We start from the raw sequence: 2520 nt of genomic DNA, 5'->3' as shown, positions 1-2520 counted from the left end.
GGCTGCTGCTCGGCCTCGCGACGATCACCCGGTCGGCGGGCCTGCCGCTGCTCGCCGTCGCGGCGTTCGTGCTGCTCGTGAGGCGCGTGGGCTGGCGGCCGATGGTCGCGATGGCGGCGGCGGGCGTGATCCCGATCGTGGCCTACTCGTCCTGGTTCGCCGCCGACCGCGGCGAGTTCACGATGACCCGCAGCACGGGGGTGTTCCTGTACGGGCGGGTCGCGCCGTTCGCCGACTGCCGGAAGATGGACGTCCCGGTCGAGCAGATGGCGCTGTGCCTGTCGAGCGACCCGAAGCACCGGTCGGTCCGCGAGTCCTACATCTGGGGGCCGCGCGCGCCGCGCTACCGCGTCGAGGCCACCGGCTTCACGCCCGAGGGCGAGCGGCTGGCGTTCGACTTCGCGGTCCGCGCGATCACCCACCAGCCGGGCGACTACGCCGAGGTCGCCCTGACCGACCTCGCCCGGACGTTCCGCTGGGACCACCCCGCCTTCCCCGACCGGACGACCTACGCGCACTACCTGTTCGGCCGCAGGACCTTCAACCCCGACCCGCAGGCCGAGCCGTACGTGCGCGCCTACGACCCCGGCTACGCGCCGACGAGGGCGACCGGCCCGTACGCGTCCTTCCTCGGCGTCTACCAGAAGGTCGCCTACCTGCCGGGGACCGTGCTCGGCCTGGTCATGGCCGGCGGGCTGGTCCTGATGGTCAGGCTCCGGCGCTGGGACGGCCTGCTCCCCTGGACGATCGGGACCGTCCTGCTGGTCGTCCCGTCCCTGACCGCGCAGTTCGACTACCGGTACGTCCTGCCCGCCACCCCGCTGATGTGCCTGGCCGCCGTCCTCACGGCACGCCGGCCCGCGCCCGGGGAGCCCGCCGCGCCCACCCGACTTCCCCCACGACTTCCCACACGACTTCCCGGACGTATCGGACGTCTCCTAGCATCGAGGCCGTGAGTCCCCGAGCTGTGATCACCGACTGGGGCGGCGTCCTGACCTCGCCGCTCGACCAGGCCGTGGACGCCTGGCTGGCCGCCGACCGGATCGACGCCGCCGGCTACCGCACCCTCATGCGCGCGTGGGTCAAGCAGGCGTACGACGGCGCGGGCACCAACCCCATCCACGGGCTGGAGGACGGCACGCTCGACCCCGCCGAGTTCGAGCGGCTGCTCGCCGCCGAGCTGCGCACCGTGGACGGCGGTCCCGTCCCGGCGGCGGGCCTCATCGAGCGGATGTTCGCCGCCTTCGCCCCGGTCGAGGAGATGTACGCGCTGCTCAAGGAGGTCCGGGAGGGCGGGACGCGGGTGGCGCTGCTGTCCAACTCGTGGGGGAACGCCTACCCGCGCGAGCGCTGGACCGGCCTGTTCGACGCGGTGGTGATCTCCTGCGAGGTCGGCCTGCGCAAGCCCGACGAGGCGATCTTCCGCCACGCCGTGGACCTGCTGGGCCTCGCCCCGGACGAGTGCGTCTTCATCGACGACATCGTCCACAACACCCGCGCCGCCGAGGCGCTCGGCATGCACGGCGTCCACCACACGACCCCGGACGAGACCCGCCTGGCCCTGGCCGCCCTCGACCTCCTCCGCTGAACCCGCCCGCACGGGTGGGGTGACCTGGGGTGTGGCACACTGGCGGGGTCATGCGCGTCTATCTGCCGACCACGTTCGCCGCCCTCGCGCGGGTCCTGAAGGACCGCGAGGCCGGTCCGGCGCCGCTGACCGGTTACGCGGTCACGCCGGCGCTCCGCGAGTGGTACGCCGCGGCCGACATCGAGGAGCTGGAGTACGCGGCGATGGCGTCCGCCGCCCGCGCCTCGCTGCGGCTGCTGGCCGACGACCCCGAGGCCGCTCCGCGCCGGGTGGTGCTGGCCGCCGAGGTCCCGGACGCGGTGGTCCGGCAGGTGAACGACGAGGACGAGCCCGCGCGCGTGGAGGTCTCCGCCGCGGTGCCGTGGAAGAAGATCGCGGCGGGTCACGTGGACGGCGCCGAGGCCGAGGCCGACGTGCGGGCGGCCGTCGCGGCCGTCCCCGCCGCCGACGCGGGCGACGACGACGCGGCCTTCGCCGTGGACGGCGCGGAGGGCCACGAACTCCTCTGGTACGCCACCCAGGAACTCGCCGACCTCCTCTGACTCCGGCCCCCGGCCCCCGGCCGCCTTCGCCCCGCTCACCCGCCCCCCGGCCGCTTTGCCCCGCTCACCTGGCCCGCGGTCGCGTAGGGGTCCGGCGGGACGGGTAGATCTCCGGCACTGACGACGATGTCGGAGCAGGGGAGCCTTCCATGGACGCCGTCACGAACGTGCCGGTCCCGGTGAACGAGCCGGTGAAGGGGTACGCGCCCGGGAGCCCGGAGCGGGCCGCGCTGGAGGCGCGGATCAAGGAGCTGGGCGGCGAGAACGCCGAGCTCACCATGGTGATCGGCGGCGAGCGGCGGCTCGGCGGCGGCGATCCGATCGAGGTCGTGGAGCCGCACCGGCGGGCGCACGTCCTCGGCACCATGGGCAACGCGACGGCCGCCGACG

2 protein-coding genes and 2 pseudogenes are annotated in these 2520 nt (G+C 74.4%); all 4 read left to right on the top strand.

What is annotated here, in order from left to right:
* Nucleotides 1-956, top strand: a pseudogene (locus tag AB0J52_RS35955) (hypothetical protein); the annotation flags it as partial.
* Nucleotides 953-1588, top strand: coding sequence for an HAD family hydrolase (locus tag AB0J52_RS35950; RefSeq protein ID WP_500187383.1), 636 nt, complete (start codon nucleotides 953-955; stop codon nucleotides 1586-1588). The pseudogene AB0J52_RS35955 and the gene AB0J52_RS35950, both read left to right, overlap by 4 nt.
* A 50-nt stretch (nucleotides 1589-1638) precedes the next feature.
* Complete coding sequence (locus tag AB0J52_RS35945; RefSeq protein ID WP_500187382.1) at nucleotides 1639-2130, top strand: DUF6912 family protein; 492 nt, start codon at nucleotides 1639-1641, stop codon at nucleotides 2128-2130.
* A gap of 149 nt (nucleotides 2131-2279) precedes the next feature.
* Nucleotides 2280-2520 (top strand): annotated as a pseudogene (locus tag AB0J52_RS35940) (L-glutamate gamma-semialdehyde dehydrogenase); the annotation flags it as partial.

The organism is Spirillospora sp. NPDC049652, from assembly GCF_040675125.1.
GTDB lineage: Bacteria > Actinomycetota > Actinomycetes > Streptosporangiales > Streptosporangiaceae > Spirillospora.
This window is presented reverse-complemented; position numbering and strand designations above follow the sequence as displayed.

Bases quoted from the DNA above. Each gene is read 5' to 3' on its own strand.
- AB0J52_RS35945 (WP_500187382.1), top strand. From the start codon at position 1,639: ATGCGCGTCTATCTGCCGACCACGTTCGCCGCCCTCGCGCGGGTCCTG.